The 25,569-nt window shown below is 46.0% G+C and carries 12 protein-coding genes and 1 pseudogene; 3 read left to right on the top strand and 10 right to left on the bottom strand.

From position 1 onward, the window contains the following. Positions 1-71: 71 nt before the first annotated feature. From QGP82_RS33410 to QGP82_RS33400, 3 genes are all read left to right on the top strand, one after another. Complete coding sequence (locus tag QGP82_RS33410) at positions 72-1,754, top strand: choice-of-anchor K domain-containing protein (protein WP_499062183.1); 1,683 nt, start codon at positions 72-74, stop codon at positions 1,752-1,754. 29 nt (positions 1,755-1,783) lie between these two features. Next, positions 1,784-2,590: an acetylornithine aminotransferase gene (locus QGP82_RS33405; RefSeq protein WP_499062182.1), complete on the top strand. Its 807-nt coding sequence runs from the start codon at positions 1,784-1,786 to the stop codon at positions 2,588-2,590. A 243-nt stretch (positions 2,591-2,833) separates the two neighbouring features. Then, positions 2,834-3,535: a choice-of-anchor K domain-containing protein gene (locus QGP82_RS33400; protein ID WP_499062181.1), complete on the top strand. Its 702-nt coding sequence runs from the start codon at positions 2,834-2,836 to the stop codon at positions 3,533-3,535. 300 nt (positions 3,536-3,835) lie between these two features. Here the strand turns inward: QGP82_RS33400 and QGP82_RS33395 are convergent, their stop codons facing one another. The 10 genes and pseudogenes from QGP82_RS33395 to QGP82_RS33350 form a co-directional block, all read right to left on the bottom strand. Next, entirely contained in the window at positions 3,836-4,012 is a 177-nt protein-coding gene (locus tag QGP82_RS33395; RefSeq protein ID WP_499062180.1) for a hypothetical protein, read from the bottom strand. A gap of 251 nt (positions 4,013-4,263) precedes the next feature. Next, positions 4,264-5,289, bottom strand: coding sequence for an alpha/beta hydrolase (locus QGP82_RS33390; RefSeq protein ID WP_499062179.1), 1,026 nt, complete (start codon positions 5,287-5,289; stop codon positions 4,264-4,266). Between the two features lie 94 nt (positions 5,290-5,383). Then, positions 5,384-5,986: a class I SAM-dependent DNA methyltransferase gene (locus QGP82_RS33385; protein ID WP_499062178.1), complete on the bottom strand. Its 603-nt coding sequence runs from the start codon at positions 5,984-5,986 to the stop codon at positions 5,384-5,386. A gap of 66 nt (positions 5,987-6,052) precedes the next feature. Next, complete coding sequence (locus QGP82_RS33380; protein WP_163663677.1) at positions 6,053-7,174, bottom strand: saccharopine dehydrogenase family protein; 1,122 nt, start codon at positions 7,172-7,174, stop codon at positions 6,053-6,055. A 348-nt stretch (positions 7,175-7,522) separates the two neighbouring features. Beyond that, positions 7,523-8,734, bottom strand: a complete 1,212-nt coding sequence (locus QGP82_RS33375; RefSeq protein WP_499062177.1) for a TauD/TfdA family dioxygenase — start codon at positions 8,732-8,734, stop codon at positions 7,523-7,525. Positions 8,735-8,779: 45 nt separating this feature from the next. Beyond that, on the bottom strand, positions 8,780-9,544 hold the full coding sequence (locus QGP82_RS33370; protein WP_499062176.1) for a hypothetical protein: 765 nt from the start codon (positions 9,542-9,544) through the stop codon (positions 8,780-8,782). Positions 9,545-9,694: 150 nt separating this feature from the next. Then, a pseudogene (locus tag QGP82_RS33365) lies at positions 9,695-16,855 on the bottom strand (amino acid adenylation domain-containing protein); the annotation flags it as partial. 574 nt (positions 16,856-17,429) lie between these two features. After that, positions 17,430-19,601 (bottom strand): mechanosensitive ion channel domain-containing protein, encoded by a 2,172-nt coding sequence (locus tag QGP82_RS33360; RefSeq protein WP_163696028.1) that lies wholly within the window; start codon positions 19,599-19,601, stop codon positions 17,430-17,432. Positions 19,602-19,878: 277 nt separating this feature from the next. After that, positions 19,879-21,228: an AAA-like domain-containing protein gene (locus QGP82_RS33355; RefSeq protein WP_163663667.1), complete on the bottom strand. Its 1,350-nt coding sequence runs from the start codon at positions 21,226-21,228 to the stop codon at positions 19,879-19,881. Positions 21,229-22,061: 833 nt separating this feature from the next. Continuing rightward, the gene (locus QGP82_RS33350; protein ID WP_499062175.1) at positions 22,062-25,565 is read right to left on the bottom strand and encodes an AAA-like domain-containing protein; all 3,504 of its coding nucleotides are present in this window, start codon (positions 25,563-25,565) and stop codon (positions 22,062-22,064) included. Positions 25,566-25,569 lie beyond the last annotated feature (4 nt).

Raw genomic sequence — 25,569 nt, 5'->3', positions numbered from 1 at the left:
GACCTTTCCGTCTTTACTTTTCCTAATTACCTTGACTACGATGGGGTCAGGTAATTTCAGGAGAAATTGATATGCCTCCATCCATTATTGCCAGTACGTCACCCCCGATCATCCCCCCTCCCTTAATTCCAACTTCTGCAAGCGTAACAGCAAGTACTTCAGGGGTTTGGACTTCGGTTAAACATAAGGGAGATACGGCAAAAAGTAGACTGAGTGGAATTGCTACAAGCCAGGTCAATTGGGGGGTGCCTTATACTACAGACAATCCACAAAATCGACAAAGTGCCTATCGATTTGACGGTTTAACTCAATCAGTTCTCACCCTAGATGGGGAAGACTGTTTATTAGGGACATTTACTCATTTCAATTATACGATTACAGGGGATTATAGTATCTCCGGGGCAGTTCTTAAACTGTCTATTAATATTCAGGGCGCAGGCATAAAAGAGTTTGACGTCGTATTTCAGCACAATGAAACTCCCAATGTTCCTGGGCCTGTCCCAGATATTGTTTCCATTCCAGAAATTACGTCCCAAGAAAAAGTCACCATTCAGGGAAAAGTTTACGCACTGACCATCACTGGTTTTTTGCAGGGTGGAAAAGTCACTAGAAACTTCAAAACGGCTGAGAGTCGAGATAACAAGGCTGAAATTTATGGCAAGTTGGTATTGATTGAGGATCCATCACCAGAGATTGTGGAGCCAGTTACAGTCCCGCCCTGCTACGTCATTGTTTGTCCGCCCTGTCCCTGCCCAACACCCGTGCAGCCAATTTACATAACCGGGCAACCAACCAGTGTAATTCCAGGGAACCTAGCCCCAACGGTGATTAGTGGCGGTAAGCTAGGCCCAACCGTCATTGGCGATGGCAACCCCAACCCAACGATCATTGGCGGTGCTACCTTTGGTTCAACGATTATTAATGGTGGTAAAACAAACCCGACAGTAGTTGGTGGCGGTATTTCTGGTTCAACGATTATTAATGGTGGTAGCAGGACAGGCCCAACGGTCATTGGTGGCGGTACAACAGTCATTGGTGGCAGTACTACAACTGGGACAACAATAACCGGGAGTGGTGGACGTCCTGGAACAGGTTTTCCGGGTGGAGTAGTAACAGGCCCAACGGTCATTGGTGGTGGCACAGGAACGGTCACACAACAAATATCGTCTACCGTATTCTCTATCAGCAGCCTTGGGGTTTGGTTAAATGTCCTAGAATCTGCACCTGGCTATACCTATTTGAACGGGCTTGGGACTAATCAGATTAGCTGGGGAAATCCTGGTTCTCAAGGTAACCAAAGCGCTTATACCTTTGAAGGTATCGCAGCGATGTCCATTGCTTTAGATGGTACTTACTTTACCTTAGGAACATTTAGCCACTACAACTATCCTATCTATGGTTATGGTATTCGCTCTGCCATCTTGAAGTTGATAGTTAAAATCAACGGTGTTGATGTCAATTTCAATTTCCAATTCAACCACAATGAGGTGCCTAATAATGGCATCAATGGAACCTGCCCTCTAACGCCTAACTTTTCTCCACCTTGTCCTGATGTTGTTTCAATTAGCAATAATTACTCTCAAGAGACAGTGACCATCAATGGTAGACAATACGCTTTATGTCTTGTCGGCTTTTTCCAAAACAACCAAATTGAGAGCAAATTTATCACTTTGGAGAATCAGGTGAATGTTGCTCAACTTCTGTGCCAGTTTGTGGAAGTGAATACCCCTTCTGTTGCTGTTAGCGCTAACTAATACTGCTGCTGTATTTTTTTATTGTCATCATGTCTAAAACAATGCTTATTTCTGAGAGTAAGCAGATCTTAACTGCGAGCTTAAAACTATACGTTGCCCCTACTGGCTCTGACGAAACGGGGCAAGGGACCGACACTAACCCGTTTGCAACCATTGATTATGCTGTTGTTTGGGCCAATAGAAATTATGACTTTAGCCAAAACTTTGATCTCATCATTGTGGTTGAACCAGGAACCTATGATGCGGTTCAAATCTATGGTCATGATGCACGACAGGTAGAAATTATTGGCTCTCCTGCTAATCCTGGTGCCGTGAAAATCATGCCCATACGGGAAGATGCTGACTTCGGGCTGGCGATAAGCTATTCTTCTTCTGTGGTTGTTAAAGGATTAGATTTAGCTTCTGTTAATGTCACAGGTTTTTCAGATCTTGAGATAGAAAATTGCCACCTATCTCCATCATCATCATCATCACCTTCGCTTATCTTTTGTAGTAACCATAGCTCAATCAACATTGAAACGGCCTTGGTTAAATCAGGACGCATCGGTAATGAACAAAAAAGCTCATGTTATGAATGTGAATTGCATTCTCATATTGAAGTCGCTGAAGTTGACTATGAAACGACTGTTGACTGTGGGATTTTTTGTGATGCGCGATTTTTTGCCTCTATTAGTCTAGAGGCAGATATGGACACAAAGAATAATGTCAAGGCCGCGCGCCTGGGTCGTGCCATTGCTCAAAGTGTCATCTGTGATTCGGATTTCTTCCCTGAGCGGTCAGAGCAACAAAACCTGGTCAAATTGGGAGGTCAAGTTGGACAGTTTCAAGATATTTGAATCTAGGATTTTCCGACTCTGACATCTGAGAAATATAATTGAACACCTTTTTTATTCATTGAGGAGAAAATTATTCCTATGGGTTGTCGTAGAAGAAGTCCTCGTTGCCGCCCCAAATGTCCTAAGCCTTGTGGGCCTTGTGGGGGTGGAGGAACCGTATGTCCCCCGACCAAACCTACCATAGACCCACCTGTCCAGCCGCCTCCCGGATCAAGTAAGCCTCCCCAAGGACCACCAATTTTTGTGGTTTGTTGTTGCCCACCAGGTTCTGGGAGCTCAGGGCAAACAGGTTACGTTATTCCTGGTCAATCTGGAAATATCATTCCTGGTCAATCTGGAAATATCATTCCTGGTCAATTTGGAAATATCACTCAACAGATATCATCTCTCGCCTTGTTTGTAAGTACTGTTGGGGTTTGGTCAAATATCGTTGAAGCCGTTCCTGGCTCAACGTCTTTAACTGGTGTTGGGACGAACCAGATTTGTTGGGGACAGGGAAATTATACAAGCCAGCAAAGTTCCTATTACTTTGAAGGCATTAGTTCAGCATCAGTTTCTCTGGATGGTTCTTATTTTGTTTTAGGAACCTTTGTTCATCACAACTATCCTGTTTATGGTTACAGCATCCGTTCTGCTACTTTGCAGTTAACGGTAACCATTAATGGAGTTGAAGTGAGTTTCAATTTCCAGTTTGACCATAATGAAACACCGAATGATGGTGTCAATGGAACCTGTCCTCAAACACCTGGGTTTGGCCCACCTTGCCCTGATACGGTTTCTATCAATAATAGTCGATCTCAAGAAACTGTAATCGTTGATGGGAAGCAATACGCTTTATGCCTTGCAGGCTTTTCTCAAAATAATCAAATAGGGGGGCAGTTTGTTACTTTGGAAAATCAAGCAAATGCTGTCCAGTTGCTAGGACAATTTGTCGAGGTCAAATAGGGCTCTTCGCGGTTGTTGCTAGTGTGCATCTACCCAAGACTATTTCACTCTAAAAAGATGTTTTAGTCTTTCTAATGCTAGATTACCCTTTTCACACTTTGGTATCTACGCTACCCAAAGCTTCAGACTCAATCAACCTGATTGAGAAAATTTAGGAAGAATACATGTTGAATATTAATCGTTATGTCTTGGACTGGGTGCCGGACACTGGGGGTTATCGGCTCTGGGATTTCGACCCCACGAGCCGTGATCCATTGCCAGGTTCAGCGGTTCAAAGTGAAGCTTAAACCCACGTTGGGTTCAAAACCCAACGCTAATTGAGGGCTGTCCACTCAAGGGACAAGGTTGGCTGGGCAGCTCTAAATATAGAGCTTTTAGGGATTCTTTAACCGCTTGAGCGGTTTTGAGCCAGTTAGCCTTGCGACTTTGAGTCCAATGCGGGTTAATGCTGCCTTGCCAGGTGCAAGATCTCAGCATAATCTTCTCCGGTTTTACTCAAGAGATGATACGTTTGTGGTTGCGCAGACTTTTTTTGAAAACACGAAACTCCCCCATCCTTGTGGCAATCATTGCCTGCTGTGTACAGACATGAGTGCAACCGCTCAGTCAGAAAGAAGATGGCACAAAGAGAAGACCCCGACTTTTTCTCTATCCTTTACTAAAATTCACTACTCCATATTTCTCGCGCTCAGGAACTCTTTCCCATATCTAGGCCGGACCGGAAGAGCCTAATTTTTCCCCACTTCACTCATTTGATCTACCATGAATTGGGCTTGCAAATTAATGACCTCTCGATACATATCGGTTGATTTTCTATCCCAAAGATTATGTCCTGCATCAAGGATGTGCAACTGGTTTTTTTCGTCATTGTCGGAAAATGCTTTCAGTGCATGAGCGTACTGGGGAAACAAGTTAAACGGATCGCCCAAGCTAACCAGCGTCAAGATTGGCGATAGCGATCGCATAGATGGATAGTCAAAAGAAGGCGTGAAAGTCTTGTATGCTTTCCAACTCCGATCATGTAGGGTCACCCCTGGAGCATGGAGGAGATCAGCCAAATCACAGGCCTTATCCTCTAAGTATTGAACAGTGAATCGAAATAGTTCAGGATCGGGATGGGGCGGATTGATCGCAATTGCCCCAGCTAGATCCTCATAATGCTGAGCATACAAAATAGCCGCTATACCGCCTTGGCTACGTCCAGCCATAAAAACTGGTCGATCGGGATAAAGTCTTGACAATACAAGATGCACATGACGCATTACCGTCATCAGTCCCTGCTTACTAGCAAATTCAAATGGGGCATCCGACCCCATGCCATTCAGTGGTAGATCAGTGGGAAAAGAGGCCACACGGAACGTTTCATCCCCGGGCAGTAATTGAGTTAGCAAACTTTGGTTACTTTTGCGCCCCCCTCCACGGTTCTTGCTTTTGCGCCCATGAAAGGTTCCTGCAACATCACAGAGTGTCTCAGCTACAGAGAACGTGGTGCCTGTGCCTGGTAACAGAATTTGGATGGCGCGATGGGCTTCATTGACTGACTTCTTGGGTTCTAAGATACCTGTGAAAGCCATTGGTAAGTATAGCTTTGTGAATGGTAATTGTTGACCAACCCCATGGGTTGCCCCGACTCGATGAACCAACTCTTGGCTCTCTCGAAGCACGTTCATTTCCAATAACTGATGACGGTCAATATCACCGAGCTTTTCCAGTTCCTGATTAATGCATTCGAGTTTTTGCAATTCTGAACTCATTGTTCACAAAGATGATTTTGTTTTACGCTCTAGTCGTGCTGTGTGCATAGACATCGAGTATTGGCCTAGGCAATCTCTCACATTCCACCTTAAATTAAGCGTAAATTCTATAGGCGAGAACATGCACCGGATCGTCATAAATCGGCATCACTTTAGTATCAATCAGCGTCCAACCTGGCTGATCAAGGACGCCCTGGAGTTTAGACAGAAAGCTCCGACGTGCAGTGAAAACCAAGATACCTTCAGGCTCAATCCTTTCTTGCAATGCCCTGAGTTCCGCTGAACCAGCATGAGTTTCAGCAAAGACACCTGTGGCAATAATGCCATTTACCCGCTCTAGATCCCCGAATCGTTCATCACCGATGGCGCAGCAAATCAAGGAACGATATATCCTTTTTTCAGCGGCTTGTTCTAACATCCCAGGTGAGATATCAATACCTATCAAATTGTCGAATCCCAATTCTGCCAAGGCCATACCCACCAGACCTGTACCAACCCCAACATCCAAGATCACGCCTCGTTTGTTGCTTATCTGCTCTGAAAGCATGAGAGCAGCGGCTAATGGAACTGGTTTCCATACACTACTAACATCGATTTCATAGGTAGCGGCCCACTGATCGTAGTTCCTACGTAGCTCATTTGGATTCTGGCTAGAGCAAATCCATTTCAACCACTCATTGGGTAGTGTTTCAGGCATTTCCCTCATCAATATTCACTATCTGAAAGTTGTTAACTTGATATTATTTGTGCCTTTTCTAGTTTTCTAATCAATGTAAAGCATGGGATCTTGGGACATCTTGCTGGTCTCGATGTAGTAACGACCAAAACGGTTTGCGAGAAAATCATCTAGATTGATTTGCTCTTGTTTTACGAAACCACTTTGGAGAATTTTGCCATTGAGATACATATCCACGACTGCACAAAGAGAGGCAGCTGTTGAGATCTGGATAGAACTCAGGGTTTCTCCATATAAATTCAGCGGGTAGATCTTGCGGGCATCGCTGATTTGTTCGAAACGACCGTTACGCCAGCCACTAATGGTGCAGAAGCTAACTACTACATCTTGCTGAGTCGTGGGAATGGCACGTTCAAAAATTTCTTTAAGTAGGTCACGTTGATCGCTTAAACGTAATTCGTTGATTAAAAAGGCCATGAGATCTCGATGGCCCTGATAGCGTACAGTTTTGTAATTAAGAGTACGCACCTTGCCATCGAGAGTCTCGCACAGAGTTCCTAGCCCACCAGACGTATTAAACGCTTCGTAATTGATGCCATCTAGGGAGAAATACTCCACCTCTTCCAAGGGAATCGCTTCGATTTTATGACCGTTGCGAATAGCATCACAAGGGTTACAGTATTCGTTAATGAGCCCCTTTGTAGACCAGGTAAGGTTGTACTTCATCTTATTGGAGGGATATTGAGGCAGAGCACCAACCCGCATTTTGACCTCGTCAAGCCTCTCAAAGTAGCTGCACAGATGATGGGCAAGGATACTAATAAATCCTGGAGCTAGACCACATTGGGGCACAAAGACCAAGCCATCAGAACTCATCTCAGCAACAGTCCGAATGGCATTGGTGGTTGCGATATCTTCGGTTAGGTCGAAATAGCTGACCCCAGCTTTTGCTGCGGCACGGGAAATTCCTGGATTGACCCAATAGGGACAAGCAGAAACAACACAATCTTGATTCTCTAACTTTTCCGCGATCGCAGCTTCATCAGTGACATCAATAACGGATGTGTTAACTGGCACTAGCGCAGATAAATGATCTAAGGATTGACTATCAATATCGCCAACCAACACGTTGTAATCATCGCTTCGATGTAGGAGCTTAGCGATCGCGGATCCGATTTTTCCAGATCCTAAGATAGTGACATGATGCATAGCGTTCTTATTCAGGCGTTTCTTATAGAAATCAGAGAAGAATTTGCTACAAATCTAATGGTGGATGGGCATTTCTGGAGGTAGACATATATTTGAGAATAATCAGGATTACTCTCAGCTTAATTTTTATCTAGCCGGAGTGGTAAAAGAGGGATATGACATAAAACACTCGGCTTATTTTAATTCCCATAGAATGGGAATTAAATAAGGGGATCATTAGAGTGTCTTGGGAATCCATCATGGCCGGTGTCCTCAAAATCGAGATTAGTGAATCAGCAGATCTCTTGAAAACTCGCCGCCTAAATGAGACCCTTGCTGAGTATGAAGGCTAGGCTTCAACAGCAAACTCTAGTTATAGGTTTCTTCAACAATCCACTCATTTGCTTGAAATTTGAATCTTGCTTTTGTCCCCATTAAAATTCCCACTAAGCGATCACCTAGAAAAGGAAGACGTCCATGGGCAACTCTAAGATTATCTAAAATCAATAAATCGTTCTCTCTCCATCTATCAAAATAGAAAATTCGTGCCAGCTTAATAGCATTTTCCATTTCATGGAGCAGTTCTTCAGGCAGAGGTTTTCTGTCACTCCATTGCAGTGACAGCTGTGGCTTCTTATCGCCCATTACCTGACGATACCAGTAAGCCGCTGCACCTACCACAGACGCATTTAAACAAGTTCTGCCTTGATAATGATAGACAAATGGACGTTCGAGTTGAGTTTCTAAAACGTCGATCGGTGTTCCGTTGTAATCTTCTTGATATAAAAGACAGGTGTAGCCTAAATTTTCCCAATGAGCGATCGCATCTTGACTACTTCTAGCTGAAATATCTTGCCAACTAGAGTTATACTCTTCATGATCTCTTTGTTCGACATGTTTTCTTACAAAAACGACATTCCTCCCTCTTATTTCTTGCTGGCAAGTAGATGACAGGTTTTTGAAAGCTTGTTCACAATCATATATTGTTGTTTCTCCTCCATGCTGAGCAGGTTGTTTGCACATAAAGCAAACATATTTCGGAAATTCCGTATGGTGACTTAGTTCATTATGCGGCAGTATTTCTTCCTTATGTGACCAGGGAGTAACATAGGAAAAAATTGAGTGAGGAACCTGATTTCGTGCGTTAAGACCATGCTTATAGCTAATAAGCTTGTCTTTTCCACCAATTAATTCGGTAATTTTCTTCTCATCAAAAGGTTGATCTGCTCTAAATAGGGCATATCCATGCTCACTTAATTCTTTATCTAGTTGATCCCTTGACATTGGGAGCTCTGCAAATGTATTGCTAGTAACTGGAGGTGATACTCTAAGTACTTGCTGACAAACAGTCTGGTTCAATAGGCTTTGTTCACTCAACCGATACTCTCCAGGAAATAATTTAGCTAATTGCTCTAAAATATTAAGCGAAACCTTGTCATAAGAGGATATTTTATCCCCTGGTTGTATCTCACCTGAAATATGGAGCTGTTTAAGGGTCTCGAAAATATCAGATTTCCCCAAATCTTGTTGATGTAAAATAAGATTCCAAGGATGCTTTGAACAAAGGTTTGCTAATTTCATATCGCAGGATGTTCAGTTATCTAGTGTATGAACCCAGAAATAACGTTAGGCAATCTGACTCGCAATATATATCGAAGCGGTTAAACCATCCTCATCATCATTGGAGTATCTATTTTGAAGCTTGAGATTTGATGTGATTTTTAGCCGTTCTTCGTCATTTTTATAATTACGCTGACGAACATGACCAAGCTTCTTCAAATGTAGATTAGAGTCATCAAAGATTTCTAAAAAGGAGTCACAAATAAAACTAGCTAAAGAAAAATAAAAATGCTTTACATTACTTTCTCCTATCAGTTTGATAAGGTGCTTAAAGTTATCGAGTCCTATATAGGTTGTAGCCCCTACACAAACTAGTAAATCAGTGTCATTTTTAACAACAGTGGATAGTTTCTCTGGCCATGGATTTGTTAGATCGCATATGTGGAAATGTTGACATAGCCCCACATCATAGGCAAAACGCAAAGGAGCCTCATTAATATCTACCATTGTGATGGTCAAGTTAGAGTTGCCCTCTGAAAAGATATGCTTTTTAGGATCACTAGCCAACCAATGCTGCAGAATTTTTTCATAGCTATAGCCATACTTTAAAGCGGCAACTTCTGTGCCATGGCCGCTACCAAGAAATAAAACATTCAAATTCTCAAAGTAATCTAACTGTTTAAGGTGACTGCTTACAATTTGCATTGCATCAAAAGGAAGCGTGTATTGAGTTTCCTTTAATAGTGCCTGAACGTAGGGTTGAGGTGAGTAAAGATGATAATACTCGTTAAAAGATGCTTTTGGATTTGATATCTTCGTTTCTAGTGTCATAGTTGCATTAGAGATTCTCAGTACTACAGTACAAGATTGAAACCTAAGCGATAATAATTCATAAGAGGAGAATCTATCTAACTGGAATTAAGTTTATTCGTGTATGTCTTCATCTCAATATAACTACAAATCACATATTTCATTACTGTATTATCTCCATAAATTCTTATCTTTAGTTAACTCTAAGGATTTATCAACGCCGTGGTGGCATTGATGCAGATAAGCAGTCAGTTCTTTAGCGAGGACCTGGATATGGGGCGATCTCATGATCTCGTAATGGTCGCCCTCAATCGTGTTAGTTTCAAACTGACCGGTGATAATTGAACGCCAACCTCGGCCTTGCTCTGCCGAGGAACTCGCACAAAACAAGACAACCCGCCCCGAATAAGGCTGGGGCTGATAGTTCCCTAGGGCAACTCGGTTGGCTTTGAAAACATGAAACAACTGCTCCATTTGCTCCATACCAACCCCCGGCGGTAAAAGATGCAGACGTTTGGCTACGGAGAAGATGTGCTGTAATTTTTCTTGAGGCTGGAGTTGCATCAGATTAAACTGTGCCAGGGACAGTTCGGTTTCCAGTAAACCGCTTAAATCCGCTACTAGAGAATTGGCTAAAGAGACTTCATCCGTGGAGTCTAGGTCGGTCATGGTACTAGGGGCATAGCTATCGATTAAAGCGACGAGCGCCACTATTTGCCCAGCATTTTGCAATTGCTGTGCCATTTCCATTGCAATGACACCTCCCATGGACCACCCTCCCAAATAATATGGGCCATTGGGCTGAATTTCCTGCAAGGCTTTGATATAGGTTACCGCCATTTCCTCGATTTTGGCTAAGGGGTCTGACTCACCAGATAACCCCGAAGACTGCAAGCCATAGAGCGGTTGATTGTTACCCAGATGACGGGCTAATTCTGCATAGCAGAGAACATTGCCGCCAATGGGATGCACGCAGAATAAGGGTGGCAACTCTCCTGACGGTTGAATGGGGACCAAAGGAGAAGAGGATCGAACATCGTTATAAGAGTTCAGCAAAGTGGCTTGGCTTTCAATGGTGGGTTCAGTGAACAGCGTTGTCAGTGGTAAATGAATGCCCAACTGCTGTTCGATACGAGCCATCAAGCGCACAGCTAGCAGGGAATGACCCCCCAAATCAAAGAAATTGTCTGTGACGCCAACAGCACTGATATTGAGAACCTCCGACCAAATTTGAGCTAGTTGCAGTTCTGCTGAGTTGCGGGGGGGGATAAAATCAGACCGATCGGAGATATCGTCAGCATCAGGTGCAGGTAGGGCACGGCGATCGCGTTTGCCATTGGGCGTTAGAGGGATTTTCTCTAAAAAGACGAAAGCAGAAGGCACCATGTAGTCGGGTAGCTTGCTTTTCAAGAAACTGCGCAAATCAGACGATGCCACTTCTTCTTCGGCAACGACATAGGCAACAAGGCGCTTATCACCTGGAGAGTCTTCCCTGGCAACAACCACGACTTCCTGCACTTTTGGGTATTGGGCGAAGGTGGCTTCAATTTCTCCGAGTTCGATGCGGAAGCCTCGGATTTTTACCTGGTTGTCGATGCGTCCGATAAATTCAATGTGGCCATCGGGGAGATAACGTGCTAAGTCTCCAGTTTTATAAAGACGTTCTTCTTTTGAGTTTTGAGTTTTGAATTCTGAATTGAAAAAGGGAGTGGGGATGAACTTGGCTGCAGTTAATTCGGGACGGTTAAGATAACCTCGGGCTAACCCTGCACCGCCAATGTGGAGTTCCCCCGGTACACCGATGGGGACGGGTTGGCGATGGCGATCGAGAATATAGGTTTGAGTGTTTGCGATCGCAGTCCCGATCGAGACTGAGACATCTTGGTGATGCGCTATTGTATCTAAGGTACTCACTGGACAAACCGTTGACCACACGGTCGCTTCCGTAGGGCCGTATAGGTTCCACACAGAAGCCCCTTTTTCTCCCAGGTTAGTGGCGAGTTGCATCGATAAGGCTTCGCCACCACAGATGATTTTCAACGATCGCTTACCCTGCCAACCAACCGCCAGCAGCATCTGCCAGGTTGCTGGGGTGGCTTGCATCACCGTCGCACCAGAGTGTTCCAATTCTACTGCCAGTTGTTTGCCATCAGCAGCGACGTCTCGACTGGCGACAACCGTTTTTGCGCCGACGATGAGCGGTAAGTAAATCTCTAGGGTAGCAATATCAAAACAAAGGGTCGTGACCGCTAAGACCACATCAGCATCGGTTAAACCTGGGGTAACTCCCATTGAACAGAGAAAGTTAACAAGAGATTGATGGCAGATTTCTACGCCTTTGGGATTTCCAGTAGAGCCGGAGGTATAGATCACATAGGCCAAGTTATCCGGTTGGACATTGGATTGGAGATTATCTGTGCGGTGGGTAGAGATCACGTCCCAGTCATCATCATCTAAACAGATGAGGTGCTTGGGTAAGCAGGGCAATTTGGCAGCTAGTTGATGGGTGGTGACTAGGGCCGTTGCCTGGGAGTTATCAACGATATAGGCGAGGCGCTCGGATGGATAATTGGGGTCTAACGGCACATAAGCCCCACCCGCTTTGAGAATGCCTAACAATCCCACCACCATTTCGAGGGATCGCTCGATGTAAATCCCCACCAAGACCTCTGGCCCAACGCCCAAGCTTTGCAAGTAATGGGCGAGTTGGTTGGCGCGATTGTTCAACTCCTGATAGGTCAGTTGTTCGTTTTCAAAAACGACTGCCACGGCATCCGGGCTACGTTTTACCTGTTCCTCAAACAATTGATGAATGCACTGATCTTGGGGATATTCAGCTTGGGTATTATTCCACTCGACGAGCACCTGATGGCGTTCTGCTGCGGTCAACAAGGGCAGTTCGTCAACGCCCATTTGGGGCTTAGCCACGAGCGCTGCAAGCAACGTCTGAAAATGCCCAATGGCCCGACGGATGGTGGCTGCCTCAAATAAATCGCGATTATATTCCCAATATCCCCTCAACCCCGTTTCCGTCTCCTCCATGGACAAGAACAAGTCAAACGGGGCTCTGGCATTTTCGAGGGGCAGCCAGTTGAAACTCACTTCCGGTAACTCCAGAGTGGCCATCGGCGCATTTTGCAGGGCAAACATCACCTGAAATATGGGTGTGTAGCTGAGGCTGCGTTCCGGTTGCAAGGCCTCCACCAACTGCTCAAACGGAACATCCTGGTGAGCGTAAGCATCCAAAGAAGTCTGCCGCACCTGATTTAATAATTCAGCGAAAGTGGGATTGGCTTCAAAGCGCGATCGCAACACCAGCGTATTCACAAAAAAGCCCATGAGTCCTTCTAGTTCGCTGCGGTTGCGGTTAGCAATGGGCGTGCCCACAAGAATATCGGCTTGGTTGCTATAGCGATACAGTAAAGTGCTAAATGCGGCCAATAGCGTCATAAATAGCGTCACGCCATTTTCTTGACTCAGACGCTTGAGTTGTTCCGTGAGTTTGAGCCCGAACTCAAAAAATTCTTTGCCCCCTTGGGAAGTCTGCACTGTTTTACGGGGGCAGTCTGTGGGCAGTTCTAAGAGAGGTGGCGCTCCTGCTAACTGTTGTTTCCAGTAATCCAGTTGAGGTGCTAGGACTTCAGCAGTTGTAGGTTGTCTCTGCCAGCCAGCAAAGTCTGCATATTGGATGGGCAGTGGGGGTAACGGTGACGGTTTCCCTTGAACAAATGCTCCATAGAGTGCTGCCAATTCATGGCAAAATACCCCTGTTGACCAACCATCCGTAATAATGTGGTGCGTGGTGAGCAACAGCACATAATCATGGGTCGCCAACTGCAATAAAGTCACTCGCAGTAGGGAATCGGTGGCGAGATCAAAGGGTTTCTGAATTTCTTGCTTACCCAACTGTTGCACTTGCGCGAGTTGTTTGTCCGTTGGCAATTGCTGTAAATCAACAATGGACATCTTTAAGTCTAATTCAGAGCGAATCACCCGCACGGTCGAGCCATCCACAGCCTGAAAATTAGTGCGTAATATCTCATGACGGCAGACGATTTCTTGCACCGCGCTCTGTAGCGCTTCTATCTGCAGTGAACCGGTCAGACGTAACGCTTCTTGTTCGTTATAAGTTGTGCTGCCTTCTTGCAGTTGATCTAAAAACCATAATCGTTGCTCGGCAAACGATAGGGGTAAATCTCCCCCCCGTGGAATAGGTTTGATTGCAGTGAGTTGCTGGCACCTTGCGCCTAAAATATCTTCACTAAGTTCCGCCACTGTTGGGGATTCAAACAACCGATGCAGCGACAGTTCAATTTTGAATGTATCCCGTACCCGTGAAATCAGTTGAGTTGCCTGAATAGAGTCCCCTCCCAAGAGAAAGAAGTTATCGGATACTCCTATCTCATTGAGGTTCAAAACTTCTGTCCAAATGCCTGAGAGAATTTCTTCTGTGGGTGTTCGCGGTGCCACTAGCTCTACATCCAGAATCGGACGAGATCTATCGGGGGCCGGTAAGGCCCGTCGATCTACCTTTCCGCTAGGCGTCAGGGGCAATGTGTCTAGCATGACAAATGCCGAGGGCATCATATAATCCGGCAGCTTTTCTGTGAGAAAATCCCGTAATTGAGGAATTAATTGACTGGGTTTGAAGCCAATATATGGCTGATTGGTATAAGTACTCCAATGTTGAAGTCCGCTTTGTGGAGGGGAAATGATTGTACTGTCTGCAATGATGTTGATATCGTTGCGCACGAACACCACATCATAGTAAGCTTCGCCCCCATCACCAGACCCGCTAATGTTAATCTGATAAGGGACCTCAGACTGCCATGCCCACCAGTCTTCTGGTTCAATCCCCTCTGGAGAAATCTGTTGGCGCAGGTCTCCTACGGTTTCAGGACAATCGGGATTGGCTAATAGTTCCATTGCCTTCACATCTGCCCAAATTCTGGCATTAGGCACATGGGTGACAACGAGTATCTCTGGGGAGGTTTCTATCAGCTGCTGGCGAACGGTCGCTGCCGTTAAATTATCCTGCTGCCAATTGAGAGAAATGGGAGAAGGGGTGGGAGGAGAGACTTTTTTGCCTAGGTGCAAAACCACATCGTAACGGAAGCGAGTTAGTTCATTTTGATAATGTCCCCGCTTAAGTTGAATTTCCACATGGCTAATTTGAGGCAAGTGCTCTTTAAGGGCCACAAAGAATTCTGGAGCGATCGCAAGTTTTTGAGTTTGTGCCGTGTGCTTTTGAATGCGATCGCGCAGTGCCACTGTCGATAAGGAAGCAGAGGCTTGCGTCCGTTGCACCGATGTGTGGAAAGCCTCCAGCAAGGGAAAGCTCTCCACATCCCCAATAAAAATCGTGCCGCCCGGTTGCACTAACTGGACAACTCGTTCAACCACGCGCACCAGGTAATATGCATTGGGGAAAAACTGGACAACTCCGTTAATCACCACCGTATCAAAGGAGTCGGCAGCCATGCCCTCAAGTTCATCCGCTGCACTGTGATGCAGGGTTACCGATGCCTCTAAAGGGCTATCTTGAATCTGATGCTCAATATAGTTAAGCCCTTCGGATGCAATGTCAGTACCGCAGTAATCCTGGCAATGGGGCGCAATCTGGAATAACAGCAACCCTGTACCGCAGCCAATTTCCAATACTCGCTGAGGATTTAGGGATAGAATCCGTTTGACTGTAAAGTCAACCCATTCCCGTACCTGTGGCTCTGGTAGAGCTTTTCCAGTGTAGGTATCGTACCAACCACCAATGTGAAAACCTGACTCCCAATCATCTGCAGGCTGCCCGTACGCTTCGTCCCAAATTTTTTCCCATTGCTGAACTTGCTCTGTCTCAATGTGACCCTCTAACTTTGGCGATTCTGCTCCTTCAGCAACCGGCACCACATAAGCAATCAAGCGTTTGCCCCCTGGACTATCTTCCCGAGCGACCACTGCAGCTTGTTTCACCGTTGGATATTGGCTCAACACCACCTCAAGCTCTCCAAGTTCAATGCGATAGCCACGAATTTTTACTTGAGCATCGATGCGACCGAGAAATTGAATGTTGCCATCGGTTAGGTAACGGGCTAAGTCGCCGGTTTTGTATAGACGGGGAGAAAATTCTGGGCTGAAGGGGTTCGGAATAAATCTTTCATGGGTGAGGTCCTCTCGATTGATATAGCCCCGCGCCAAACAGGCTCCCCCCACATATAGCTCCCCGGCCACACCCATGGGAACAGGTTGTAGGGACTCATCTAGCAGGTGAACCTCAGTATTGTTGATGGCACAACCAATGGGTGGCAAGGTTGACCAATCCTGGGGTAAACCTTGCAGTGTAAAGGCTGTTGTCACATGGGTTTCTGAAGGGCCGTATTGATTGTGAAGTGTACAATTCGGCAATTTTGCGAAAAAGGAAACAATCGCCTCAGTGACCTGCAACTGTTCCCCCGCCGTAATGATCTCTCCCAAGTGCCTCGGTAACACCTCAAAACTCTTTGCAACTTCAGCAAGTTGCTGCAAGGCAACAAAGGGCAGAAATAGTCTTTCTATTTCTCTATCTGTCAATAAATGCAACAAGGCTACGGGATCTCGTCGCACTTCCTCTGAAATTAAAACTAGCGTCCCACCTCCACACAAAGTGGTGAAAATCTCCTGGAAAGAGACATCAAAGCTAACAGGAGAAAATTGCAGGGTTTTGGCATTTTGAGACAGGGTTGTCTGTTCTAGCTGCCAACAGATCAGATTAACAAGGGCACCGTGCTCCATCATCACACCTTTTGGCTTTCCCGTAGAACCGGAGGTGTAGATGACATAAGCCAAATTATTTGGGATCGTACAATTGGGGAGATTGCGATCGCTTTGGGTTGAGATTGCTTGTCTATGGGGCTCTATACAAATAACCTGCGCTTCACCATCGGGCAGCCGTTCCAGAAATTGGCTTTGAGTCAACAACACCGATGCTTGCGAGTTAGCCAACATATAGGCTAAACGCTCACTTGGATATACAGGGTCTAAGGGCACATAAGCGCCCCCTGCTTTCAGGATCCCCAACATGGCGATCACCATGTCTAAAGAGCGCTCGATACAAAGCCCCACTAACACGTCTGGCCCTACCCCCAGCCCTTGCAAATAGTGTGCAAGTTGGTTAGCACGATTGTTCAACTCTCGATAGGTGAGATATTGCTCCTCGAATACCACTGCTATTGCATCAGGAGTTCGTTCCACCTGAGATTCAAACAATTGATGGATACACGGATAATCTGGAGACTCTATGACAGTATCGTTCCAGGGCAGCAGTAGACGATATTGCTCTAAAATTTTCTCCATCAACATATATAACTTCCTCTACTTAAAAACTGAGGGAAAAAATCTTCTGGACTGCATCCACATTCACCATGATTGAAGACTCCTTATCCGCCCATCAGGCAAAACTATGAATTGTTTTGGCAAATGTATGCATATACTCTATGAGAGAATTTACAGCTTCTAGTGAGATCCCATCGGTCGATAACGCAAGAACTTGAAATATCGACATCGCTGAGACATGGGCACCTCAATGATCTCGTCGCCGTCGACAAGTAAGACATCTCTGGCATCGGCGTTAAAGAACCCGGCCGACTCAAAATAAGGGGTTTTGAAAACATGATCAGCATAATCGACCGGTTCTGGTCGTCGGATAATGCCCCCTCTGCCTCAAGCACTTCTTGAAGGTTATCAAGGGCTTTGGCCGCTTTTTTAACGAACTCTATAGGGTAAGGTTCTTTCCCATATTTCTGATAGAAGTTCCAGTAGTCTTTTCAGAGGAAGGTTTTCATTTCATGGGTCAAAACAGGTGCCGTGATCCCACTAATTGTGCCAACCATTATTGACTTAGGAGAACCTTTTCATTCATCACAAGCCATTAGCTTCATGGTTGTGTGGACGGTAGTTGACTGGCTACAGCAGATGATAGTTGAGTTGCCATTGTGTCAGCAGCACTCTGGCCAAACTTAATTTCTTGAACAGGAGCTGCTAACTCAATACCCATCTTGTCAAGTCGTATTTGCAACTCTTTCAGCAATTCAATATACACAGTCCAATAGACATCTGTTTTAGTCCATGCCGACAAGCCGACACAAATGTGGTAATCGTAATGGCCATTCCAGGGAAACCAACCCGGTGCAGGATCCTCTAAAACTTGTGGATGCGAGGCAGCAAGCTCTATCCACATCTGGTAGATCTTGTCCAGATCCTGGGTGAACTTGACATAGATGTAAATCATCTGTTTCCGAATGTCTGAATGGGTGAAGTTAATGATGTCACCGCCCCAAACGGTATTATTCGGCAAAGTTACTACACTGCCATTAAAGGCTTTCAGCTTGGTACTGGCTAGGGAAATCGAGTCTACATACGCCCAGTATCCAGCAACTTTCACTTCATCACCCACATCAAAGGGTTTATTCACCAGCAGCATGAGCCCACTGGCAAAATTGCCTAAATTGCTTTGGAGCGCAAAAGCTAATACAAAACTCGCACCCCCAACCAGTGCCAAAATTGGACCTAAGCTCACCCCTAGTGATGCCAGTGCCAGCAGCGCACCGGTCACCAGCACACCGCGTTGAACCACCATGACGGCAAAATCACGAAATAGATTGGATGTTCCACCAATGCGAGTAAGCACGCGATCAATGACTCTAGCGAGTAAGCGAGAAACGATCACCGAGGCCAGTAAAATGCCGACAAATTTGGCAAGATTCAGCCCCCAGCGGAGTCCCCCTTCTTCTGATCTCAACCAGCTAACTAGTCGAACGCCCAGCCCCTCAGTATCAGTAATGTCAAGTTCAATACCACTGACAGCGTCAATGTATTTCCGATAGGAAGTGGTATCGCCACCCTTTTGGTCTAGGGCATCTAAAACCACGGTGAAGCGATCTACAAGCCCAGTTTGCTCCCCTTGCAAAGCGGTGACATTCACGACCAGTTGATTTTTTAAATCTGACTCGGCATCGGCCACGGCCTCAAGTTCCTCGGCCACACCTTCCAATTGCTCTCCAGAGTTTTCTGCCGCATCGGCGGCGTCTATATCCCCACCGGCTTGCACTTCGATCACTGAAGGTGCTTCAGTCTCAACGTTATCCCCATCGGCCTGCTCTTCTGCCGATTCAATATCAGCAGCAATTTTCTCTAGTGCTGATTCAGCCTCTTCAGACTGTATTGCTCCTTCCTCGGCGGCTTCCTCAGGTGCTAACCCTGCCTCAGAAATGGCCTCGGCAGCCTCCATTACTGCCGCCCTTGCCGATTCAACTGCTTCGGTTAGTTCCTGATGTTCGGGTGAGCCCGGAACGGCTTCTTCTAGTGCTTCCTCTGCTGATTCCAGGTCAATGAGAGCCTGGTCTAGGGCATCAATCCTCTCCGTAGCCACATCGTAGGCCGCCGATCCAGCCGTGAGGTCATCTCTTTCATTTCTCGCCTCTTCTAAAATTTGCCGAGCAGTGGCAATCTCTTCCTCACTCTCAGCTTCCTCCAGGGTTTCCCGTAGCGCTTCGTTCTCCTCTAGGTCGTCACCGGTTTCAACGGCTTTCTCAACTGCCTGGTTGGCTTCCTGAAGAGATTGCTTTGCGGTTTCCAGTTGTTCGGTGGCTTTCTCATATTCGGAGGTCCCAGGCGAAGCTTCGGCCAGAGCTGCTTCCGCCTCAGCCAGAGCCGCTTCTGCCTCTGTCACCGCTTGGGCCGCTTCTTCCTGAGAGGCAATGGCCTCATTTTGGCGCTTGATGGCAATTTCGGTCTGACTAATTTCTTGAACTTTATCTTTCAGGATTAAGAACCAGGCGGCAGCTTCGACCTGTAATTCTTCCAGGGTCAAGGGTTTGAGAAATAACTCAAGCTGATCAATCGGGATTGTCAGATCTTCTACCGTAATCGCTGTGGCTGGATCAACATCTCCTACGATGGTGGATTCCACTAAAATAGATTGCTCTTCGGTAGATTCTGTTTCACCGTCCGCTTCTTGAGAAAAGGCGGGGAACCCGGAAACCGAGAAGATCGCAATAATACCCGTTGCAATTACTGCGTGAATTCTGACAAAAATAACTCTACGCATTATCTCAAAAATCCCTTGAACGTTAGACTGTTGCTAGCACAAAACTCGCTATCTGCGAGCACCCAAAAGAATCTGACCTTAACACCTTAGAGTAGTTAAAAACCTGGTGTAGATTAATTCTCTGATCGAAAAATTTCTCGATTAAAAAAATACCAGATCGCCTCTTTTGACTGGCTCACATATCTAATCAAAGCGGATGGGGAAAGTAAAGACGGAAAAGTCGGTTGCCAGCTATAAATAAGTAACATAGAGCACAAATAACTTAAGAATTTGACCTTTAAAAACTCAACTGCTGTTGAAAATATGTGCGATACACTTCACAACTGGGGACAGCCTGACAGCCTTTGACTGTTATGAGCCCAAGACTTTCTAGGCGATACATAGTAACGGCATCTAGTTCTACGCCATCTTCAGAAGAGATCACTTGTTTAAACGCGGTAGCTAGATTTTGTTCTACTCTCAAAAGAGCTAGATAGTTACGTAGATGAGTGCCATAAATCCCAGAGGGGGTCGAGGCTGTTTTGAGTAGGCTGGTAAGAGCTGTAGGCTGGGTAACAAGATGGTAGAGAAAAACATTGACCAGATATGGGTGTCCTCCCACCAAATCTAATAGGGCTTTCCCCAATGTATTATTACGCTGCTCTAGGCCATAGCGAGCAACTAATTCGGCCACTTGATCAGCCGTAAATCTGGGCAATTTAATGGCTTGACCAATATTGAAGGGCGATTGATTAATTTTTAATGGGACGTAAATTTCTGTAGAATGAACAATAACGATACGCAGGTTACGCCAAAGAAAGTTCCATCGAGCTTTTTCATGCCAGGAGCGCAATAGTGGAAAAAAATCTTGGGCTACTTTAGGATGCTCAATCAGTCTCTCAGCCGCACCAATAATTAGTACGATGGGTGTTTTTCTATTCTCTAGGAGATACTCCTGATAATAGAGTTCACTGCTGACCTTGTGTCCCATGGATGCATCCCAATAATCATCGAGTTTGGGTGGTAGATTTAGGGCTCGGCTGGTTTGGGTGCAAAACCATTTTAGGAATGTGTCAATGCTGCTAAAAATGTCTTGATCAACGGTTTGCAAATCGAGATGTACCGTCTGATAGCTGTATTGGTGTGCGGATTGTATCAGACGAAACACCAGGGACGTTTTCCCCATTTTTCTGGGTGCTTTAATGCGCAGAAACCCACCAGGAAGCTGGATCTCTGAATGGGCTAAGTCTTCGCTGGGCAGACGCTTAATATACAGTGGAGATCCCGGTGGCAACGGCCCAGATGGGTATAGTGGTTGAATCGAGCTTGCACCTAGTTGTTTACTTAATGCTGGGGATGTAGTAGACGTTGTAGCTGGCGTTGAAGGTATAGAGACAGTTTTTAGATATTCGCGTAATACAAACAGCAAACTCTTTTTTGTGACCCGTTGTCCTAATGCTTGGGATATGGCGCGCCATAGCTTATAGCCTGTGTCTTTAAGGTGGGCATCTCCATACCCTGACTGCTTGGCCATTTGATCATAGGTTTGCTTATTCCATGTTTGCCCTAAAACAATCCGCTCCGCTGGAGTAAGTTTACGTTTAAGTAGGCACTCTTCGATGGCAAGAAGAACTGCATCAGGGTTCATAGAAGGTAAAAAGACAGGAGGCAATCTACAGGAAACTACCTAATATTTTCGCATAAAATATTAGGTCTCAAATAAATCATAAAGAGCTTTCCGACTTTTCCGACTTTTCGGTCAGGCATGTTCATACTTCGATACATTCTTGATTTCTCAAATCTTTATAGCGATCTCGTCGAACAGATCTCGTCGAACAATTTAAATACGGTAAGTGTAGTCGACAAATGCATTTTTAAGCACAGCAGGTTTTCTATGTTGTCTATAGATATTGCTCGGCAAATTGTTGGACTGACTTAAAACTCACGCTCAATCTTTGCTGTCATCTATTAGGCAAAGGCTACGGATTGTTGTATTTTGTGGGGTTTAATGTTTTGGACGGGAATGTGGGCCGTGAGTAATGAGTAGGATTTCAGCGATGACAATCATTTGATTGCTTTCTTTTTTTATCCCAATCTTGAATCCTGGTGAACCACTAGCAGTTCATGATTTCAGGCGTAGTGAATTCTCTCAAATTTTCTTCTGCCATACAGGTGTTCAGACTTTTCCGTCTTTTTTGCGAAAATTTATATAGCAGCCCTTTCTTAAAGGAATAATAATTCTGTCGGGTTGACTACATTACATTCATGACAATTATGCCAAAACATATAGGCAGAACTCTTGTGTATACATAATGTTCTGTCTATTGTCATTGTTCAGTTCCAATACTTTTCTCCACCGGTAGCGTTTGTTACTGCTTTATCTATAATTTGATTAGCTTCCTCCTTGAGGAGGCAACTTTAGATTTAGTGAATTTTTTACTCTTTTTGGGTAGACGTTAGTTATCAAGCATTAAGCGAGTTTCAGGTATTATTTTCAGTGCCTGGTAAATCTTGGCAGAGCGTGCGATCGCTATCCACCACGTCAACGTTTGTCCGCAAATAGTCAGCAATCCAGTCGCATGCATAGCTCAGCTCATTTAAGGCTAGTACTTTCTCCAGATTCCAATGGGTGATGTTGCCATCTTCAGCAACGGTCAATAATTCTCCATTGGGGCTAAACTTCACACTTTTGAAACCTGCTCCATTGCCATAGAGGGTTTTGATTTTGTTGCCATCTATAGACCATAGAACAAGGGTATTATCAGAGCCAGCGGTGGCTATCATTTGTCCATCAATACTGAAATCCACCCCGAATAGGCCATTTGTATGGCCATCAAAGGTCCTGACCAATGTGCCATCCCAGCGCCAAAGCTTAGCGGTTTGATCAACACTGGCGGTGATAAAAAATTGACCGTCAGGGCTGACCGATAGAGCAAAAATATCTGCACCATGGGCCTCAAGATTGTGGAGCAGCTCACCGTCTGTAGTATTCCAAATTTGAACGGTGCCTCCAGACCCTGATGAAACTAATTGCTGGCCATCTCGACTAAAGGCGACCCGATAGACGCGCCTCTGCTGGCCCTTCAAATGATGGATCAGTTGGCCATCAACGGTCCATATTCGGATGGAGCCATCTTCTGCACCAGCGGCAATGCGCTGACTATCAGGGCTAAAGGCAACATCCCACGACTGGAATTGGTGGCCTTCTAGATCTCGTAGAAACTGCCCATTCTGGGTCCATAGTTTTACAGTGCCAGTGGTGCCGACAGCGGCGATCATCTGTCCGTCTGGGCTAAAATCAAACCCAAACAGGGTCCCTTGCTCTGCTTCCAGGTCAGTCACAATGTTGCGTTCTGCATCCCAGACCAAAGGCCTAGAACTATCACCAGAGACAATTTTTTCACCACTGGGACTGATCGCAATATCCCACAAATCATCCCCCAGAAAGATAGTTTTGAGCAGAGGCGTTTCCCACTGTCTGAGTTCAGCCGTAGTGCCTGTCCCAGAGATGACAACAGAACGACTATCCGTGGGAGAAAAGTTTAAGTTGCGAATATCACCTGGGGTTTGGACAATGCGCCAGACAATTCCCTTTTTACCCCAAATACGCAGGGTTTGATCCAACCCTCCAGAGGCTAGAGTTCTGCCATCGGCGCTAAAAGCCAAATGCTCAATCCGTTTTGTATGCCCTTTCAAGGTTCTAGTGGCGTTTCCATTGGGCTGCCACAATTGAATGACGGCCTCGTCGCCTCCGGTTGCGACAGTGGCCTCTGTAGGGTTAAAGGCCACACTCCAAAGACTATTGCCTTTAGTCTCACCCCGCAGAGTACTCAGGAGTTGACCCGCAGACGACCAAAGTTTGGCCGTGTTATCCAGGCTCGCCGAAGCAATCGTCTGCTCGACTGGACTCACAGCCACCTGCCAAACCATTCCTTCATGTCCGCCCAGGGTGTAACGTAGGGTCCCATCTAGGTCCCAAACTTTCACCTGCTCATCAGCTCCACCAGAAACCAGAAAATCTCCCTTGGAGCTAAAGGCCAAATCCCAGGCTGCGCCTCCATGGGCCTCTATCGTTTGTAAGAGAGTGTTTGCATCTAAGTCCCACAGCTTTAGATGGCCGTCCAGATTGGTTGTCGCTAGCACAGGACGCTGGGGATGAAAGGCAACACCAAACGTGACGCTGCTATCTTCAAAGGTGTGCAGCAGTTGACCATCCTTGGCCCAAAGCTTGACCGTCGTATCTCCACTGGTAGTGGCAATCGATTCTCCATTAGGGCTGTAGGCAACACCTAAAACCGGTCCCTGATGTCCTGACAATCGATTACGCTCACTCATCCAGTAAACAATTTGGTTTAGAGCGCGATCAGCCTCTGCCGTTAGTTCAGGATGGTCCCCCTGGAGCGTTTCAAGCTTACGCTTGGCTTTAATGGCATCGATCAAGGCCTCTAATTCATGGTGAGAGGCAAACTGTCCATCTGCTGATGAAATCAATGCTCGAATTTCATTGAGTCGGGCATCCTGTTCGCTTAAAAGGGCCGCTTGTTCACTGCCGACGGCTCGACGATATTGCCAAAAGGTGGCCAAACCCAAAAGTGACACGATGACCAATGCCCCAGAGGTTAGGCCCAAGAGAATTCGTTGCAGACGAGCCGTTTGCTTGGCGGCCTGTGCTTTTTCTAGCTGCCGGGCTCGCTGATTTTCTGCCTGCTCCTGGTCCTGGCTTGAAGATAAAAAACGATAATCTAAATCGCTGAGACTTTTACCCCGTGCCCAGACTTGAGCATCATGGAGTGCCTGCCCCCGTAGCAGTCGCGATTCGTCAGTTTGCTGCGAGGTTACCCAGGCATTAAACATTTCTGAATAGGGGCGCAGAGCAGTTAGCTGGCGCTGCACCCATTCCAGGGTAAAAACATTTTCATAAATTCGATTTTTGGCTTGGAGATGGCCATCGTGTCGCACCATCAGGCCGCTCAACAGTAAGTCAATTTGATCCCGGCTATCGTCAGTGGGAATGGCTTGCCCTTCTAGCCACTGTTGATACAGGCCGAGCAGACGGCCTGCAAGGTTGTCATCGTAGAGCAGTCGATCGCGAATCGTGCGCAGATGCTCTGGCTCATCTTGGGATTCCCAATGGGTCAGAATGCGATCTCGAACCACACTGTCTACCCAAAAGTGTTCCATCCCAGGGGGAATACTCAAGGGCTCCTTCAAAGCAGTTTCGCTAGACGCTACCAAAAGTTGACACACCTTCTGAGTCAAAAAGGGCTGTCCGCCAGTCCAATGCAGCACTGACTGCAAAATCGCTTGAGTATTGGGCGTTTGTATATTTAATCCCTGAGCAAGGGGCATGGCTTCTGCCAAACTAAAGCCCTTTAATACAATTGCTCGACCAATGTTGAACGGTGTACGCTGTTTATCCGCAATCAAATCCGTGGGAGTTGCCACCCCAAAAATGGCAAAGGTCAGTCGTTTATAATCTGGCTCAATGGTCCGTCGGTTATAGCAAAAGCGAATCAGCGCAAAAAAGTCATCAACGGAGAAGGGCAGATTTAGCAGACTGTCTACTTCATCGATAAAGAGAAACAATCGCTGCTCCGGGCACTGAACCAGCAGCATTTCTATAAACTGACTCAGAATTTGTGTGAAGGACAGATGACTGCGATCCTCCCACCAGATGCGGATGTCACGGGTACGCAGGTTAAACTGCATTGCCAGGGTCCCCATCATGCCTCGGTACCACTGCGCCGGCGTAATGTGGTCGCTGCCAATGTTGGTCACATCTACTACCGCACAGCGATGTCCCTCTGCCTGCAAACGATGCCAATTGCGCACCATTAGAGACGACTTGCCCATTTGGCGAGAGTTAAACACGTAACAGAATTCGCCTGCTAACAATGCAGTGTAGAGATCTTTATCCGCCTGCCGTTCGATATAGGTGGGGGCATCAGAATCAAGACTGCCACCGATTTGATAGTAGTTAGCCATGGTT

Origin of the sequence: Leptothoe sp. LEGE 181152 (genome assembly GCF_032906605.1) — a bacterium.
Lineage (GTDB): Bacteria > Cyanobacteriota > Cyanobacteriia > Phormidesmidales > Phormidesmidaceae > Leptothoe > Leptothoe turfae.
The sequence above is the reverse complement of the archived record's forward strand: the minus strand, read 5'-3'. Positions and strand labels throughout refer to the sequence as shown.

Bases quoted from the DNA above. Each gene is read 5' to 3' on its own strand.
- QGP82_RS33360 (WP_163696028.1), bottom strand. From the start codon at position 19,601: ATGCGTAGAGTTATTTTTGTCAGAATTCACGCAGTAATTGCAACGGGT.
- QGP82_RS33385 (WP_499062178.1), bottom strand. From the start codon at position 5,986: ATGCCTGAAACACTACCCAATGAGTGGTTGAAATGGATTTGCTCTAGC.
- QGP82_RS33375 (WP_499062177.1), bottom strand. From the start codon at position 8,734: ATGAAATTAGCAAACCTTTGTTCAAAGCATCCTTGGAATCTTATTTTA.
- QGP82_RS33395 (WP_499062180.1), bottom strand. From the start codon at position 4,012: ATGCTGAGATCTTGCACCTGGCAAGGCAGCATTAACCCGCATTGGACT.
- QGP82_RS33405 (WP_499062182.1), top strand. From the start codon at position 1,784: ATGTCTAAAACAATGCTTATTTCTGAGAGTAAGCAGATCTTAACTGCG.
- QGP82_RS33370 (WP_499062176.1), bottom strand. From the start codon at position 9,544: ATGACACTAGAAACGAAGATATCAAATCCAAAAGCATCTTTTAACGAG.
- QGP82_RS33355 (WP_163663667.1), bottom strand. From the start codon at position 21,228: ATGAACCCTGATGCAGTTCTTCTTGCCATCGAAGAGTGCCTACTTAAA.
- QGP82_RS33410 (WP_499062183.1), top strand. From the start codon at position 72: ATGCCTCCATCCATTATTGCCAGTACGTCACCCCCGATCATCCCCCCT.
- QGP82_RS33350 (WP_499062175.1), bottom strand. From the start codon at position 25,565: ATGGCTAACTACTATCAAATCGGTGGCAGTCTTGATTCTGATGCCCCC.
- QGP82_RS33390 (WP_499062179.1), bottom strand. From the start codon at position 5,289: ATGAGTTCAGAATTGCAAAAACTCGAATGCATTAATCAGGAACTGGAA.
- QGP82_RS33380 (WP_163663677.1), bottom strand. From the start codon at position 7,174: ATGCATCATGTCACTATCTTAGGATCTGGAAAAATCGGATCCGCGATC.